Source organism: Pinisolibacter sp. DMC19, from assembly GCF_056313985.1.
In genome coordinates this window covers 221897-234636 of record NZ_JBQUZF010000002.1, presented here as the reverse complement: position 1 = coordinate 234636, position 12740 = coordinate 221897, and the positions used below count along the sequence as shown (strand labels likewise).

Sequence of the window (12740 nt, the reverse complement as noted above, 5' to 3'; positions counted from 1 at the left end):
GCGGAATCCTGTATCGACCGGCCCACATCGCGATGGTGAGCGATCGGGGCCGGAACCGAAGGGTTTTCGGCCACCGATCCTTTCGTCGTGAACGGCTGTCCGTCACGCGAGGGATGGCCGGGCTCGAATCGGGAGCGTCGTGAGGCGTTCCCGTGATTTGACTGGAGAGAAACCGTGGCCCGCATCGCAGGCGTCAATATTCCGACCAACAAGCGCGTCGTCATCGCGCTTCAGTACATCCACGGCATCGGCCAGAAGAAGGCCGACGAGATCATGCAGAAGGTCAACATTGCGTATGACCGTCGCGTGAACGAGCTGTCGGATGCCGAAGTTCTTCAGATCCGCGAAGTGATCGACCGCGACTACCTCGTCGAAGGCGATCTGCGTCGCGAGGTCGCGATGAACATCAAGCGTCTCATGGACCTGGGCTGCTACCGCGGCCTGCGTCATCGTCGCGGTCTTCCGGTCCGCGGCCAGCGCACGCACACCAACGCTCGTACCCGCAAGGGTCCGGCGAAGGCGATCGCGGGCAAGAAGAAGTAATTCGTTTCGGGCGCGCGTCGTGAGACGTCCGTCCCGGTGGAGCCGCCGGAATTACGGCGGTGTAGATATCTCGAGTAGGTAAGTCACATGGCCAAGGAAGCCACTCGCGTCAAGCGGCGCGAACGCAAGAACATCACCTCCGGCGTCGTGCACGTGAACTCCACGTTCAACAACACGATGATCACCATCACCGATGCTCAGGGCAACACGATCTCCTGGTCGTCGGCCGGCGCTCTCGGCTTCAAGGGTTCGCGCAAGTCGACCCCCTACGCCGCGCAGGTCGCCGCCGAGGATGCCGCCCGCAAGGCGTCCGAGCACGGTATGCGTACCGTCGAGGTGGAAGTCCGTGGCCCCGGTTCGGGCCGTGAATCCGCGCTGCGCGCTCTCCAGGCGGCCGGCTTCATGGTGACCTCGATCCGCGACGTGACCCCGATCCCGCACAACGGTTGCCGTCCGCGCAAGCGTCGTCGCGTCTGATCGCGTCGAGGCCGGGTATTCCGGCCCGATAGACACCCATCGAGGGCGGGCAGCCCTCGGAAGCGGCGGGTCGTCCACCCGCCGCTTCTCGCATTTCTCCCTCCGGCGGCGCGGGCAGGGTGGTGGGCGCCACCGATATCCCGCCGCATTGCCCGAAAGGTACGACCCCGTGACCATTCACAAGAATTGGCAGGAACTCATCCGTCCGAACAAGCTCGAGGTGAAGCCGGGCGAAGACGCGCGCCGCAAGGCCACCGTCGTCGCCGAGCCGCTCGAGCGTGGTTTCGGTCTGACGCTCGGCAACGCGCTGCGTCGCGTCCTGCTGTCGTCGCTGCAGGGCGCGGCCGTGACCGCGGTGCAGATCGACGGCGTCCTGCACGAGTTCTCCTCGATCCCCGGCGTGCGCGAGGACGTCACCGACATCATCCTGAACATCAAGGAGATCTCGGTGAAGATGCACGGCGACCTGCCCAAGCGCATGGTCGTCCGCAAGACCGGTCCGGGCATCGTCACCGCCGGTGACATCCAGACCGTCGGCGACATCGAGATCCTGAACCCCGAGCTCGCGATCTGCACCCTCGACGACGGTGCCGAGATCCGCATGGAGCTGACGGTCGCCACCGGCAAGGGCTACGTCCCGGCCGACCGCAACCGTCCGGAAGACGCGCCGATCGGTCTCATCCCGGTCGACAGCCTCTATTCGCCGGTCAAGAAGGTCTCCTACAAGGTCGAGAACACCCGTGAGGGCCAGGTTCTCGACTACGACAAGCTGACGCTGAGCCTGGAGACCGACGGTTCGGTCGCTCCGGACGACGCCGTCGCCTATGCCGCCCGCATCCTGCAGGACCAGCTGGCGATCTTCGTGAACTTCGAGGAGCCCCGCAAGGAAGCCGTCGAGGAGAAGATCCCGGAGCTCGCCTTCAACCCGGCGCTGCTCAAGAAGGTCGACGAGCTCGAGCTGTCGGTGCGTTCGGCGAACTGCCTGAAGAACGACAACATCGTCTACATCGGCGACCTGATCCAGAAGACCGAAGCCGAGATGCTCCGCACCCCGAACTTCGGCCGCAAGTCGCTCAACGAGATCAAGGAAGTTCTCGCCCAGATGGGTCTCCATCTCGGCATGGAGGTCACCAACTGGCCGCCGGAGAACATCGAAGAGCTCGCCAAGCGCTACGAGGATCACCAGCTCTGAGAATTCGTCCCTCCGGGGGCTTCTCGAGAGCGGTCCGAGGCTGTATGACGCCTCTCGAATTACGGATCGGAGCCACGGCTCCGGTCCCGGAATACGCGGAGCGGGCCGAGGTCCCTTCGTGACAAAGACTTCCAAGCCCGGACGCACAATACCCGGGGTGCCACGGTGACGAGCCGGGGCTCCCGTCGCGTGCGGGAGAACCGATCACCGAAGCGCCGATCGAGACGATCGCCGCCAACGAGGGCAGGGCAACCTGCTCCGCACCCGGAGAAGACCGATGCGTCACGGCAAGGCTGGCCGCAAGCTCAACCGCACCTGGGAACATCGCAAGGCGATGTTCGCCAACATGGCGGCGTCCCTCATCACCCACGAGCAGATCGTGACCACCCTGCCGAAGGCGAAGGACCTGCGTCCGATCGTCGAGAAGCTGGTGACCTACGCCAAGCGCGGCGACCTCAACTCGCGTCGTCTGGCCGTCGGCCAGATCCGTGACGAGAAGGCCGTGAAGAAGCTCTTCGACGTGATCGGCCCGCGCTACAAGGACCGCGCCGGCGGCTACCTCCGTATCCTCAAGGCCGGCTTCCGCTACGGCGACAACGCCGCCGTGGCCGTGATCGAGTTCGTCGACCGCGACGTCTCGGCCAAGGGCGCCGAGGACCGCGCCCGCCGCGAGGCCGACGAAGCCGCCGCGTGATCGGCGCTTTCGGGCACGGCAAGTTCTACGAGAGGCGGCCTCGCGAGAGGCCGCCTTTTTCGTGCCTCGACGAAGGCGTTCGATGCGGGGCGCGCGACCGCGCGCGGCGCGGAGGTCGGAGACGAAGTGGCGATGTTCGACGAACGGGCACTGGAGGACTATCTTCACGCACAGATCCCGCTGTCGGCGGCGATGGGCGTTGCGGTCGTGTCGGCGGACGGCGACGCCGTCGTCCTGAGGGCGCCGCTGGGGCCGAACGTCAATCACAAGAAGACGGTCTTCGGGGGCAGCGCGTCGGCGGTGGCGATTCTCGCGGCGTGGTCGGTCCTGCACCTTCGCCTGACCGGTGCGGGCCGTGACGGTGAGATCGTGATTCAGAGCAACGAGATGGCCTACGAGAAGCCGATCGGGTCGGCGTTCGAGGCCAGCGCGGCGCTGGCCGACCCGAGCGCCTGGCCGCGGTTCCTGACGATGTTCGATCGCAAGGGACGGGCGCGATTGGAGATCGGATCGGTGCTGACCTGCGGCGGCATCGTCGTCGGTCGCCTGACGGGAAGCTTCGTCGCCCTTCGCCGCGCTCCTCGGACCTGAGAGGGGACCGCTCCGGCGTCGATCGAGCGGAAGGGCCTGCTCACCCCCGGGCGTTGTCGCGTTCATCGAAGGCCGCGCGTGCCGCCTCGATCCGCTCGCGGTTCTCCGCCGCCCAGGTCCACACCCCGCAGAAGGCCGCGCCCAGCGTCCGGCCGAGGTCGGTCAGCGCATAGTCGACGTGCGGCGGCACGACCGGGTGCACGGTCCGCGAGACCAGCCCGATCCGCTCCATGTCGCGCAGCGTCTTGGTCAGCATCTTCTGGCTGATGCCCTCGACCGCCCGGCCGACCTCGCCGAAACGCATCGTGCCGTGTTCGGTCAGCGCCTCGAGCACCAGCAACGTCCACTTGTCCGCCACCTGCGCAATGATCGCCGTCACCAGCGCCTCGACCGCCGGGTCCTCCGGCGTCGGGTGGACGCAGGTCGCCGCGAACAGACTGTCGGTCGTCGTCGCATCCGCCATGACACTCTCCATTTGGTAAGTATGGATATTTTCGGTGCCTTCTTACCAAAGGAGAGGATGGACCCTATCCTGTCTTCACGCAACCGAAGAAAGGGTCTCCCCATGGACATGACCGGCAACTGCATCCTCGTCACCGGCGGCGCCAGCGGCATCGGCCGGCGTCTGGCGGAGGAGTTCCACGCCCGCGGCAACACCGTGATCGTCGCGAGCCGCCGGCGCGCGGCGCTCGACGCGGTCGTCGCCGCCAATCCCGGCATGATCGCGATCGAGCTCGACGTCGCCGATCCCGCCTCGATCGCGGCCTTCTCCGCCGAGATCGTCGCGAACCACCCGGATCTGAACGTCGTCCTCCACAACGCAGGCATCATGCGGGCGGAGGACGTTTCGGGACACGATTGGCTGGCGACCGCCGAGGCGACCGTCGCCACCAATCTGCTCGGCCCGATCCGCCTCACCGCGGCGCTGCTGCCGCATCTCCTGACCCGGCCGAAGGCGGCGATCCTCACCGTCACGTCGGGTCTGGCCTTCGTGCCCCTCGCCCTGACGCCGACCTATTCGGCGACCAAGGCGGCGCTGCACTCCTGGACCATGTCGCTCCGCCATCAGTTGAAGGAGACCTCGGTCGAGGCGATCGAGATCGCGCCGCCCTATGTCCAGACCGAGCTGACGGGTCCGCAGCAGGCGGTCGACCCGCGTGCCATGCCGCTCGCCGACTTCATCGCCGAGGTGATGGCGATCCTCGACGGCGATCCGACGCCTTCCGAAGTGATCGTCGGCCGCTGCGAACCGCTGCGCCACGCCGAGCGCGACGGCAAGACGGCGGAGATCTTCGCGGCCCTCGCCGCCCGCTGACCGCTCTTCGATCGCGACGCGACCGGAGGAGCCCCCCCCGGTTGCGTCGCGAGCGGCGCGGAGGCACCATCGGCCGCGACCCGTGCGGGGTCGTGGAGCGGTCGGCCATGCACGTCGAGGACACGGAATATCGTCGCTACGTCGGCCTCGGCGTCTGGGGCAAGGACAACGTCTTCGACGGCTGCAGCTTCGACGGTGTCGAGGCGATCAGCCTCCATCTCGCCGGCATCTTCCGCGATTGCCTGTTCCGGCGGTTCGACTGCACCACCGGGTTCTTCGACACCACGATCTTCGCCGGCTGCCGCTTCGAGGCCTGCGTCTTCGCCGACACGGCGTTCCGTCGTGCGCTCTTCGTCGACTGCGTCTTCGTCGACACACGCTTCGACGACGGCTGCGAGATCTCCGACTCGCGCCTGCTCGACTGTCTCTTCGAGGGTTCGGCATTCGCCCCGCCGCTGCCGGGGGCGCCCGATTCCTTCGCGGGTTCACGGGCGATTTCGAGCCGTGCCGTGAATTCGTCGGGATTCGACGCACTGATCGGATGACGTGACGGCGTTGCGACTGGCGCGCCGTGTCCCGAGCGCCTAAATCTCGGCGACCACTCGAGAGAACCCGACCGATGAAGCCGACCTCCCTTTCGCTCCTCGCCTCCCTGATGCTCGTGACCGCGGCGTTTCCCGTGTCGGCCCAGACGGCCGTCGTTCCCGAGAGCCGTGCACAGGTCCAGCTCTCGTTTTCGCCGGTGGTCAAGACCGTCGCCCCGGCGGTCGTCAACGTCTATGCGACGCGGCGCGTCCAGGCGCCGACCAACCCGCTCTTCGCCGATCCCTTCTTCCGCCAGTTCTTCGGCGGTGGAGCGGAGCCGCCGGCGCGCGTGCAGTCGTCGCTCGGCTCGGGGACGATCGTCGATCCGTCCGGTATCATCGTCACCAACGTCCACGTCATCGCCGACGCGACGGAGGTGAAGGTCGCTCTCGCCGACAAGCGCGAGTTCGAGGCCGACATCGTGCTGAAGGACGAGCGCACCGACGTGGCGGTGATCAAGATCCGCGAGAAGGGCACCTATCCCTTCGCCCGCATCGGCGACAGCGAAGGCCTCCAGGTCGGCGATCTGGTGCTCGCCGTCGGCAATCCCTTCGGTGTCGGCCAGACGGTGACGCAAGGAATCGTCTCCGCGCTCGCCCGCACCCAGGTCGGCGCCGGCGAGAGCCGCTACTTCATTCAGACCGACGCGGCGATCAACCCCGGCAACTCGGGCGGTGCGCTGGTCGATCTCGAAGGCCGTCTCGTCGGCGTGCCCTCGTCGATCTATTCGTCGTCGGGCGGTTCGATCGGCATCGGCTTCGCCATCCCCTCGACGGTCGTCAAGTTCGTGCTCGAGCAGGCCAAGTCCGGCTCGGTCGTTCGCCGCCCCTGGCTCGGCGCCTCTGTGCAGAACGTCACCGCCGACGTCGCCGAGGGTCTCGGCCTCGACCGGCCCTTCGGCGCACTCGTCACCGGTCTCGCGCCGAAGGGGCCGGCCGCCGCCGCCGGCCTCAAGATCGGCGATCTGATCGTCGCCGTCGACGGCCACGAGGTCGACGATCCGGACGTCTTCGGCTTCCGCTTCGGCACCCGCACGCTCGGCGGCACGGTCAGGCTCGACGTCGTGCGCGCCGGCAAGCGGATCCAGCTGGAACTCGCCTCGGTCGCCGCGCCCGAGATCCCGCCGCGCGACGCCCGCACCATCGAGACCGCCTCGCCCTTCGCCGGCGCGACCATCGTCAACCTCTCGCCCGCCGCGGCGGAAGAGCTGCGCATGCCGCTCGACGCGAACGGCGTGGCGGTCGCCTCGGTCGTCGCCGGGTCGCCGGCCGCCCGCGTCGGCTTCCAGAAGGGCGACGTCGTGCTCGAGGTCAACGGCGTCGAGGTCCGCGACACCGCGAGCCTCGCCCGTCTCGCCGCTTCCGACCCGTCCTTCTGGCGCATCGCGGTGCGCCGCGACGGCCAGGTGCTGCGGCTGGCGCTGCGGTGAGCCCCGTCCCGCCGTTCAGGCGGCGGGATGGGCGATGCGGATCTCGCTCACCTGGATGATCGGTTCGATGTCGGTGTAGTTCGCCATGTCGCCCTGCAGCTCGGCTGCATGGGGCAGGAAGGCGGCGAGGAAGGCCTCCGTCGTGTCGCAGACGAAGTGGCACATCGCCACATGGGTCGGCGGCTGGTCCGGCAGACCGCCGGAAACGCCGATCTCCACCTCGATCCGCCGCATCGACGGCCCCAGCCGGGCGATCGACATCGGCATGTGGGTGGAGAGATAATAGTCGACGTCGAAACGACCGGCCGCCGCCGGGTAGAGAATGCTGACCTTGATCATCGGACTGTCCTCGCGATTCGGATGTAGAATCAATATATGGTATGTCACACATGATAATTGACGATATGTTGATGCGATGGCCGACTTTCGTCGCCCGCGAGGTGCGCGCGTGAGCGACCTCTTCGCCGCCGCCGGACTGGAACGGGCGACCCCGCGGCCGCTCGCCGACCGGCTGCGCCCGAAGAAGCTGTCGGACGTCGTCGGTCAGGATCATCTCGTCGGTCCGGACGGTACGATCACCCGCATGCTGCGTTCCGGCAGCCTCGGCTCGCTGGTCTTCTGGGGCCCACCCGGCACCGGCAAGACGACGGTGGCGCGGCTGCTCGCCGGTGAGACCGATCTCGAGTTCGAGCAGGTCTCGGCGATCTTCACCGGCGTGGCGGATCTGAAGAAGGTCTTCGAGACGGCGCGCGGCAAGCGGGCCATGGGGCGCGGCACGCTGCTCTTCGTCGACGAGATCCATCGCTTCAACCGCGCGCAGCTCGACAGTTTCCTCCCCGTGATGGAGGACGGCACCATCGTGCTGGTCGGCGCGACGACGGAGAACCCGTCGTTCGAGCTCAACGCGGCATTGCTCTCGCGCGCGCATGTCCTGGTCTTCAAGTCGCTCGACGAGGCGGCGATCGAGCGCCTGCTCGCCCGTGCCGAGGAGGAACTCGGCCACCCGCTGCCGCTCGACGCCGACGCCCGCGCGCTCCTCGTCCGTATGGCCGACGGCGACGGCCGTGCCTCGCTGACGCTCGCCGAGGACGTCATCCGCGCCGCGCGCGAAGGCGAGGTCTTTGACGAGAAGGGCTTGGCCGAGGTCGTCCAGCGGCGCGCGCCGATCTACGACAAGAGCCAGGACGGCCACTACAATCTGATCTCGGCGATGCACAAGTCGGTGCGCGGCTCCGATCCCGATGCGGCGCTCTACTGGTACGCGCGGATGCTGGAGGCGGGCGAGAGCCCGCTCTTCCTCGCCCGCCGCATCGTCGTCATGGCGGCCGAGGACGTCGGCCTCGCCGATCCGCAGGCGCTGGTCGTCGCCAACAACGCCAAGGACGCCTACGACTTCCTCGGCAGCCCCGAGGGCGAACTGGCGATCGCCAACGCGCTCGTCTATGTCGCGACCGCGCCGAAGTCGAACGCCGTCTACATGGCGCTGAAGGCGGCCCGTAGGCTCGCCAAGGACGCAGGCTCGCTGCCGCCGCCCAAGCACATTCTGAACGCCCCCACCAAGCTGATGAAGCAGGAGGGCTATTCCGAGGGCTACCGCTACGACCACGACGAGCCGGATGCTTTCTCGGGGCAGAACTACTTCCCCGAGAAGATCGGCCGCCTCCGCCTCTACGATCCCGCGGAACGCGGCTTCGAGCGCGAGATCCGCAAGCGGCTCGACTGGTGGGCGAAGCTCCGGCGGGAACGCGGGGAGGGGTGAGGGCGCGCGTCGGGGGCGTAGCGCCACGCTCCCCGGCCCCTCTCATGCCGAGCCCAGCGAGTTCCGACCGTCTGCTCTGTGTTCGGCTTCATGCTGAGGTGCCCGGCGCAGCCGGGCCTCGAAGCACGAAGCCACGACGGGCGGTGCCTCTCGGCCCTTCGCCCTTCGAGGCTCGCTCACGCTCGCACCTCAGGATGAAGGGCCTCCGCGACAGGCACCCGTTGGTGAGGGCGCGCCTCGCCCGTCACTTCCGCTCGATCGAGATCGCGTCGCGCACCTTGACCGTCACCAGCGCGGCGATCACCGCCTTGGCGAGGTCGCCGGGGACGAAGGGCAGGTCGATGAAGAAGGCCTTCACCAGCCCGGCCTTGGTGGCGAAGGCGAGCCAGACGATGCCGCCGGCATGGACGATGCCGAGGCCGCCGACGATCGCCGCGAGCGACAGCCAGGCGGTACGGCCGATCGTGCCGGAGGCGCGCGGCTCGAGCTTGGCGGCGAGGAGGCCGGCGACGAAGGCGCCCGGCACGAAGCCGATCAGGAAGCCGGCGGTCGGTCCGGCGAAGACGCCGATGCCGCCGCGCCCGCCCGCCAGGACCGGCAGGCCGATGGCGACCAGCGCCAGCACCACGAGGACGGCCGCCGCACCGCGCTTCGGCCCGAGCACGAGGCCGGCCAGCATGACGCCCATCGACTGCAGCGTGATCGGCACGCCGGCGGCGAGCGGGATGGCGGGCACGATGCCGAGCGCCACGATCAGCGCGGCGAAGAGGGCGACGTATCCGAGATCGCGGGTGTTCATGACGACGGGCTCCTGACGACACGAGGGGCGCCGGAGGCGCTGCGTCAGGAGGACTTACGCGAAACCGCGCGCGGCGGGAAGCCACGGGCGTCGATCGCGTCGGCGACCTCGCCGGCCCGGACCAGCGTGCGCACGACGAGCGGCACCACGACGGCGATCGGATGAGAGCCCAGTCCCCGCGCCGCCTGCGCCTCGCGGATGGCGGCGGCCTCCTCGACGATCAGCGGCACGAAGCGCAGCGCCAGCGTCAGCGTCAGCGCGGTACGGGCGGCATCGAGAAGCCCGAGCCGTTCGAAGGGCATCAGCCCCGCCTCGAAGGCCTCGATCGCCGCCGCGGTCGTCGTCGTCAGCACCACGGCATGGGCGAGGAGGGCGAGCGCGAGGAGCCGCGGCACGACTTCGGCAGCGGCCTGCGGGTCGCCGGCGACGAGATGGACGCCGCCGATCGCCGCGATCACCACGCTCGGCATCGCGAGATCGCGCGCGAGTTGCCGTGCCCCGCGCCCGGTCGACAGCGCCACGACGGCGGCCCCGACGAGCGCCGCGAGCAGCACCGGCACCGAGCCGATGAAGAAGAGCGCGGTGGCGATCACCGCGAGGCCCGCGAACTTCGCCCCGGCCGGCAACCGATGGAGCGGCGTCGATCCGCCCGCGCCCAGCCCCTCGATCATCGCGCCAGCTCCCGATGGAAGGCGACCGCGTCGGCGGCCGCCCCGTCGAAGGCGATGTGTCCCGCCTCCATGACGAGGACGCGGCCGCAGGTCGCGATCAGGTCGAGGTCGTGGGCGACGACGATCGCCTGTTCCGGCAGGTCGGCGAGGAGAGCGGCGAAGCGGTTGCGGTTGCGAAGATCGAGCTGCGACGTCGGCTCGTCGAAGAGCAGCGTCTTCGGCTCGACCGCCAAGAGGCCGGCGAGCGCGACGAGCTGCTTCTCGCCGCCGGAGAGCTCGTGGATGCGCCGGCGGGCGAGCGCTGCGATGCCGAGCCGATCGAGCGCCGCCTCGACGCGGGCGGCGGTCTCGGCCTTGCCCCAGCCGTGGTTCTTCAGCCCGAAGGCGAGGTCGTCGGCGACGATCGGAAAGACGATCTGGTTGTCGGGGTTCTGGAACAGCAACCCGGTCGCGGCGCGGACGGCGCGCGGGTCGACGGTCGGGTCGACGCCGTCGACGGTGACGGTACCGGCACTCGGGCGGACGAGGCCGACGATGGTCTTCAGGAGCGTCGACTTGCCCGAGCCGTTCAGCCCGACGATGCCGACGCGCGGCTCGGTGAGCGTCGCCGTCACGCGGTCGAGGGCGCGGCGGCCGTCGCGCTCGACGGCGAGATCGGCGAAGGCGATGGTCTGGCCCGTGACCGGCGCGGCTGCGCCCGGCGCGTGGCCGGCAGGTTCCGACAAGGCCCGTCCCCCGTGGCTCGGCTGCCGCTCCTGTCCGGCGGCGGGCTCATCTCGCGGAGGAGGGGGGACCCTGTCAAGCACGGGTGCCGCGCCGGGGAGGTGACAGCGCCCGCCCGAGACGCGAGGATGCGGGGCTCAGCGAAGGAGTCGCGCATGCCTCTGCAGTTCGGTCTCATCGGTCTCGTCTTCGTCGGCGGCGGCATCGGCTCGGTCACCCGCTACCTCTCGACGCTCGCCGCGCTGCGGCTGCTCGGCGCCGGCTTTCCCTGGGGCACGCTCTTCGTCAACGTCGTCGGCTCGGCGGTCATGGGCGCCTTCTCCGGCTACCTGATGTCGCGCACGCCCGGCGACGGCTCCGACCAGATCCGTCTGTTCTTCATGACCGGCGTCCTCGGCGGCTTCACCACCTTCTCCGCCTATTCGCTCGACATCGTGGCGTTGTGGGAGCGCGGCGCGACGACGCTGGCGATCCTCTATGCCGTCGGCTCGGTGATGGTCTCGCTCGCGGTCCTGGTCGCCGCGCTCCTCGCCTTCCGCGGCTGGTACGCAACCTGAGGGGGCTGAATCTTCGCGTGAAGAACCGGAATCGTCACATGAGGTTCTGCCACGCGAAGTGCCGGAATCGTCACGTGAAGAAGCGGAATCGATACTTGAAGAAGGGCGAAAAACGATTCTGTCTCGAGGACTTGGAGCGATCCGCGGAATCGATCCTCGAGGCACTTGAATCATGACGCGAAAGGCGCGTCGTCGCCTGGGATCACACTGGCACGCCAGTGGTGAATTTCGGGTGAATCGAAGTCTCCGCGACTTCGAGCGACCTCTCCGCTTCCCGAATCTGAATCGGAAGATGAGGAGGCGGGGTGACGCAAGATGGAATCGGAACCTCCGCAGCACCGCGCTCGCGCTTGCGTCGCTCCGCCGTTTCCGTCATGACGAAGGCCGGAAGGAACAACTCCCATGGCGACCGTCGAGACCATCATCGTCGGCGAGGACGAGGCCGGTATGCGCCTCGACCGCTGGTTCAAGATCCATTACCCCGGCCTGTCCTTCATCCAGCTGCAGAAGCTGGCACGGACCGGACAGGTGCGTATCGACGGCAAGCGCTGCGAGCCCGCCTCGCGCGTCGAGCCGGGCAACCTCGTGCGCGTGCCGCCGCTCGCCACCGACGCCAAGACGCCGGTGAAGCCCGAGCGCGTCGAGAAGCCGCTCGAGGGCGACGCCGCCTATCTGAAGTCGCTCGCCCTCTTCGAGGACGACGACGTCATGGTGCTGAACAAGCCGGCCGGCCTGTCGGTGCAGGGCGGCTCCGGCGTCCACCGCCACGTCGACGCCATGCTGCAGTCGCTGGTCGACCGCAAGGGCAACGTGCCGCGCCTCGTCCATCGTCTCGACAAGGACACCGCCGGCTGTCTGGTCATCGCCAAGCGCCGTCTGGTCGCCGCCGAGCTCGCCGCGCTGTTCCGCACGCGCTCCGCCAAGAAGACCTACTGGGCGCTCGTCGCCGGCGTGCCTCACCCCAAGCAGGGCAAGATCTCGACCTGGCTCGCCCGCGACGAGGAGAAGGACGGCGAGAAGATGCGCATCGCCCGCCACGGCGAGGACGGCGCGTCCCACGCGTTGACCCACTATTCGGTGGTCGACAATGCCGGTCAGACGCTGTCCTGGCTGAGCCTGAAGCCGGTCACCGGCCGAACCCACCAGCTGCGCGCCCACACCGCCCACATCGGCCACCCGATCGTCGGCGACCCGAAGTACTTCGACAAGCGCGACTGGGAGCTGCCCGGCGGCATGCAGAACAAGCTGCACCTGCTCGCCCGCCGCATCGTCCTGCCCCACCCGAAGGGCAAGGGCCTGATCGACGTGACGGCGCCGCTGCCGCCCCACATGATCCAGTCGTGGAACCTGCTCGGCTTCGACGCGTCGAGCTACGACCCGGACCTCGACGGCGACGAGGATTGAG

General features: G+C 68.6%; 16 protein-coding genes. 11 read left to right on the top strand and 5 right to left on the bottom strand.

All coding sequences use genetic code 11. The annotated features are described in order from the left end of the window. Positions 1–174: 174 nt before the first annotated feature. From rpsM to ACT53U_RS05415, 5 genes are all read left to right on the top strand, one after another. A complete protein-coding gene (gene rpsM / locus ACT53U_RS05435) occupies positions 175–543 on the top strand; it encodes a 30S ribosomal protein S13 (RefSeq protein WP_476138183.1) in 369 nt (122 codons plus the stop codon). A gap of 87 nt (positions 544–630) precedes the next feature. Further along, the gene (gene rpsK, locus ACT53U_RS05430; RefSeq protein ID WP_476138182.1) at positions 631–1020 is read left to right on the top strand and encodes a 30S ribosomal protein S11; all 390 of its coding nucleotides are present in this window, start codon (positions 631–633) and stop codon (positions 1018–1020) included. Positions 1021–1168: 148 nt separating this feature from the next. Beyond that, positions 1169–2212 carry a DNA-directed RNA polymerase subunit alpha gene (locus tag ACT53U_RS05425; protein WP_476153422.1) on the top strand — a complete coding sequence of 348 codons (1044 nt, stop codon included), beginning with the start codon at positions 1169–1171 and terminating at the stop codon, positions 2210–2212. A 277-nt stretch (positions 2213–2489) separates the two neighbouring features. Further along, positions 2490–2906 (top strand): 50S ribosomal protein L17, encoded by a 417-nt coding sequence (gene rplQ, locus ACT53U_RS05420; protein ID WP_476138180.1) that lies wholly within the window; start codon positions 2490–2492, stop codon positions 2904–2906. Positions 2907–3038: 132 nt separating this feature from the next. Continuing rightward, positions 3039–3497, top strand: a complete 459-nt coding sequence (locus ACT53U_RS05415) for a thioesterase domain-containing protein (RefSeq protein WP_476153420.1) — start codon at positions 3039–3041, stop codon at positions 3495–3497. 40 nt (positions 3498–3537) lie between these two features. Here the strand turns inward: ACT53U_RS05415 and ACT53U_RS05410 are convergent, their stop codons facing one another. Beyond that, positions 3538–3960, bottom strand: a complete 423-nt coding sequence (locus ACT53U_RS05410) for a winged helix-turn-helix transcriptional regulator (protein ID WP_476153418.1) — start codon at positions 3958–3960, stop codon at positions 3538–3540. Positions 3961–4062: 102 nt separating this feature from the next. Here ACT53U_RS05410 and ACT53U_RS05405 point away from each other — a divergent pair, with 102 nt between their 5' ends. From ACT53U_RS05405 to ACT53U_RS05395, 3 genes are all read left to right on the top strand, one after another. Beyond that, complete coding sequence (locus ACT53U_RS05405) at positions 4063–4812, top strand: SDR family oxidoreductase (protein ID WP_476153416.1); 750 nt, start codon at positions 4063–4065, stop codon at positions 4810–4812. A gap of 107 nt (positions 4813–4919) precedes the next feature. Beyond that, entirely contained in the window at positions 4920–5357 is a 438-nt protein-coding gene (locus ACT53U_RS05400; RefSeq protein ID WP_476153414.1) for a hypothetical protein, read from the top strand. A gap of 74 nt (positions 5358–5431) precedes the next feature. Beyond that, a complete protein-coding gene (locus tag ACT53U_RS05395; RefSeq protein WP_476153412.1) occupies positions 5432–6826 on the top strand; it encodes a Do family serine endopeptidase in 1395 nt (464 codons plus the stop codon). A gap of 15 nt (positions 6827–6841) precedes the next feature. On the opposite strand, the gene ACT53U_RS05390 is transcribed toward ACT53U_RS05395, so the two are convergent. Continuing rightward, the gene (locus ACT53U_RS05390; RefSeq protein ID WP_476153410.1) at positions 6842–7165 is read right to left on the bottom strand and encodes an EthD family reductase; all 324 of its coding nucleotides are present in this window, start codon (positions 7163–7165) and stop codon (positions 6842–6844) included. Positions 7166–7241: 76 nt separating this feature from the next. Here ACT53U_RS05390 and ACT53U_RS05385 point away from each other — a divergent pair, with 76 nt between their 5' ends. After that, positions 7242–8585 carry a replication-associated recombination protein A gene (locus tag ACT53U_RS05385; protein ID WP_476153408.1) on the top strand — a complete coding sequence of 448 codons (1344 nt, stop codon included), beginning with the start codon at positions 7242–7244 and terminating at the stop codon, positions 8583–8585. A gap of 244 nt (positions 8586–8829) precedes the next feature. Here ACT53U_RS05385 and ACT53U_RS05380 read toward each other — a convergent pair whose 3' ends face one another. From ACT53U_RS05380 to ACT53U_RS05370, 3 genes are read right to left on the bottom strand one after another with little or no spacing between them, the layout of a single operon-like run. Beyond that, complete coding sequence (locus ACT53U_RS05380; protein WP_476153406.1) at positions 8830–9384, bottom strand: biotin transporter BioY; 555 nt, start codon at positions 9382–9384, stop codon at positions 8830–8832. Positions 9385–9428: 44 nt separating this feature from the next. Then, entirely contained in the window at positions 9429–10055 is a 627-nt protein-coding gene (locus ACT53U_RS05375) for a CbiQ family ECF transporter T component (protein ID WP_476153404.1), read from the bottom strand. After that, positions 10052–10780, bottom strand: coding sequence for an energy-coupling factor ABC transporter ATP-binding protein (locus ACT53U_RS05370; RefSeq protein ID WP_476153402.1), 729 nt, complete (start codon positions 10778–10780; stop codon positions 10052–10054). The genes ACT53U_RS05375 and ACT53U_RS05370 overlap by 4 nt, the downstream gene beginning before the upstream one ends. Before the next feature lie 153 nt (positions 10781–10933). Between ACT53U_RS05370 and crcB the strand changes: the two genes are divergently transcribed. Together crcB and ACT53U_RS05360 are read left to right on the top strand one after the other, a co-directional pair. Then, positions 10934–11335: a fluoride efflux transporter CrcB gene (gene crcB, locus ACT53U_RS05365; RefSeq protein ID WP_476153400.1), complete on the top strand. Its 402-nt coding sequence runs from the start codon at positions 10934–10936 to the stop codon at positions 11333–11335. Between the two features lie 402 nt (positions 11336–11737). Continuing rightward, positions 11738–12739 carry an RluA family pseudouridine synthase gene (locus ACT53U_RS05360; RefSeq protein WP_476153398.1) on the top strand — a complete coding sequence of 334 codons (1002 nt, stop codon included), beginning with the start codon at positions 11738–11740 and terminating at the stop codon, positions 12737–12739. Position 12740: the final 1 nt, after the last annotated feature.

What these genes read in the sequence shown, in the direction of transcription:
- ACT53U_RS05385 (WP_476153408.1), top strand. Translation starts at nt 7,242, where the DNA reads ATGGCCGACTTTCGTCGCCCGCGAGGTGCGCGCGTGAGCGACCTCTTC.
- rplQ (WP_476138180.1), top strand. Translation starts at nt 2,490, where the DNA reads ATGCGTCACGGCAAGGCTGGCCGCAAGCTCAACCGCACCTGGGAACAT.
- ACT53U_RS05410 (WP_476153418.1), bottom strand. Translation starts at nt 3,960, where the DNA reads ATGGCGGATGCGACGACGACCGACAGTCTGTTCGCGGCGACCTGCGTC.
- ACT53U_RS05380 (WP_476153406.1), bottom strand. Translation starts at nt 9,384, where the DNA reads ATGAACACCCGCGATCTCGGATACGTCGCCCTCTTCGCCGCGCTGATC.
- ACT53U_RS05395 (WP_476153412.1), top strand. Translation starts at nt 5,432, where the DNA reads ATGAAGCCGACCTCCCTTTCGCTCCTCGCCTCCCTGATGCTCGTGACC.
- ACT53U_RS05405 (WP_476153416.1), top strand. Translation starts at nt 4,063, where the DNA reads ATGGACATGACCGGCAACTGCATCCTCGTCACCGGCGGCGCCAGCGGC.
- ACT53U_RS05360 (WP_476153398.1), top strand. Translation starts at nt 11,738, where the DNA reads ATGGCGACCGTCGAGACCATCATCGTCGGCGAGGACGAGGCCGGTATG.
- ACT53U_RS05390 (WP_476153410.1), bottom strand. Translation starts at nt 7,165, where the DNA reads ATGATCAAGGTCAGCATTCTCTACCCGGCGGCGGCCGGTCGTTTCGAC.
- crcB (WP_476153400.1), top strand. Translation starts at nt 10,934, where the DNA reads ATGCCTCTGCAGTTCGGTCTCATCGGTCTCGTCTTCGTCGGCGGCGGC.
- rpsK (WP_476138182.1), top strand. Translation starts at nt 631, where the DNA reads ATGGCCAAGGAAGCCACTCGCGTCAAGCGGCGCGAACGCAAGAACATC.
- ACT53U_RS05415 (WP_476153420.1), top strand. Translation starts at nt 3,039, where the DNA reads ATGTTCGACGAACGGGCACTGGAGGACTATCTTCACGCACAGATCCCG.
- ACT53U_RS05400 (WP_476153414.1), top strand. Translation starts at nt 4,920, where the DNA reads ATGCACGTCGAGGACACGGAATATCGTCGCTACGTCGGCCTCGGCGTC.
- ACT53U_RS05375 (WP_476153404.1), bottom strand. Translation starts at nt 10,055, where the DNA reads ATGATCGAGGGGCTGGGCGCGGGCGGATCGACGCCGCTCCATCGGTTG.